General features: G+C 75.9%; 2 protein-coding genes. Both read left to right on the top strand.

Annotated features, from left to right (window positions below; translation table 11 throughout):
• The first annotated feature begins 78 nt into the window (after positions 1-78).
• Positions 79-1,392 carry a M20/M25/M40 family metallo-hydrolase gene (locus MXD58_RS27015; protein ID WP_250610681.1) on the top strand — a complete coding sequence of 438 codons (1,314 nt, stop codon included), beginning with the start codon at positions 79-81 and terminating at the stop codon, positions 1,390-1,392.
• A 150-nt stretch (positions 1,393-1,542) separates the two neighbouring features.
• Positions 1,543-1,726, top strand: a 184-nt coding sequence (locus tag MXD58_RS27010; protein WP_250610679.1) for a hypothetical protein, incomplete at its 3' end; no start/stop codon positions are given.

Raw genomic sequence — 1,726 nt, 5'->3', positions numbered from 1 at the left:
CACCCGGGCGGCGGCCCTCGGCGGTCCGGTCGGTTGACCGGCTCCCCGCCCGGCCCGGACGGCGGTGCGGCCGCCGAGGTGGTGGCGTTGGCCAGCGAACTCATCGCGATCGACACCACCAACCTCGGCGATCGGGACCTGCGCGGCACCGAACAGCCCGCAGCGGAGTACGTCGCCGCGAAACTCGCCGAGGCCGGCTACGAGCCGACGTACGTCGAATCCGGTGCCCGCGGCCGGGGAAACGTCGTCGCCCGGCTGGCGGGCGCGGACCCGTCCCGCGGCGCGCTGCTGGTGCACGGCCATCTCGACGTGGTCCCGGCGCAGGCCAGCGACTGGTCGGTGCACCCGTTCTCCGGGGAGGTCTCCGGCGGCTACGTCTGGGGGCGCGGTGCCGTCGACATGAAGGGCATGGTCGCGATGACCCTGGCCGTCGCCCGCCGGTTGCGCCGCGACGGCGTCGTCCCGCCGCGGGACCTGGTCTTCGCGTTCCTCGCCGACGAGGAGGCCGGTGGCCGACTCGGCGCCCGCTGGCTGGTGGACCATCGCCCGGAGCTCTTCGAGGGGGTGACCGAGGCGATCGGCGAGGTCGGCGGCTTCTCGGTCACCCTGCCGCGCCGGCACGCCGACACGTCGCAGCCCGCCGGTGAGGTCCGCGCCTACCTGGTGGAGGTCGCGGAGAAGGGTTCGATGCTGCTACGGCTGACCGCGCGCGGCACCGCCGGGCACGGCGCGATGGTGCACCGCGACAATCCGATCGCGACCCTCGCCGCCGCCGTCGCCCGACTGGCCGCGCACCGCTTCCCGGTGGTCCTGACCGACCCGGTCCGCGAGCTGCTCGCCGGCGTCGCGGAGCTGACCGGCGTGCCCTTCGACGAGCGCGACCCGCAGGGGGCGGTCGACCGGCTGGGGGATGTGTCCCGCCTGGTCGGCGCGTCACTGCGGGACACCGCCAATGTGACCCAGTTCGACGCGGGCTACCGGGCGAACGTCGTGCCCTCGGTCGCGACGGCGACGGTCGACTGCCGGCCCCTGCCAGGGCGTGAGGAGGCGTTCGCCCGCGAACTCGCCGAGGTGATCGGGCCCGGCGTCGACGCCGCATGGAGGTCGCTGCCCGCCGTGCGCACCCGTTTCGACGGGGTGCTGGTGGACGCGATGGCCCGGGCGATCGACGCCGAGGACCCGGGCGCGCGGTTGCTGCCCTACCTGCTTCCCGCGAGCACCGACGCGAAGTCCTTCGCCCGCCTCGGCATCCGCCACTTCGGCTTCGCCCCGCTGCGGCTGCCGCCCGAGCTGGACTTCACCCTGCTGTTCCACGGCGTCGACGAACGGGTCCCCGTCGACGCCCTCACGTTCGGCGCCCGCGTCCTCGACCGCCTGCTGCGCGACTGCTGAACCGCCTCCCCGCACCGACGCCTCCCCGCACCGACGCCGACCGGCCCGTCCGCCCCCGCCGTGTCTGCGGTGGGAGGACGGGCCGGCGGTGAAAAGACACCGGCCGGTGCGCCAGGGCCGGCGGGCGGCTCCGTGACGCTCGGACAGCGGGTGACGCTCGGACAGCGGGTGACGCTCGGACAGCGGGTGACGGTCGGACAGCGGGGGCACGGCGTCCGATCCTCCGTCGGCGGCCGCCGGCCTGCGGCGGCGGGTGCCGGCGCTACCGGCGACCGGTGCCGGCGGAGGACGATCCCCGACGCGGGACGAGCGTCGGACGGGGACAGCGCGCGCG

Origin of the sequence: Frankia sp. AgKG'84/4 (assembly GCF_023242965.2) — a bacterium.
Lineage (GTDB): Bacteria > Actinomycetota > Actinomycetes > Frankiales > Frankiaceae > Frankia.
This window is presented reverse-complemented; position numbering and strand designations above follow the sequence as displayed.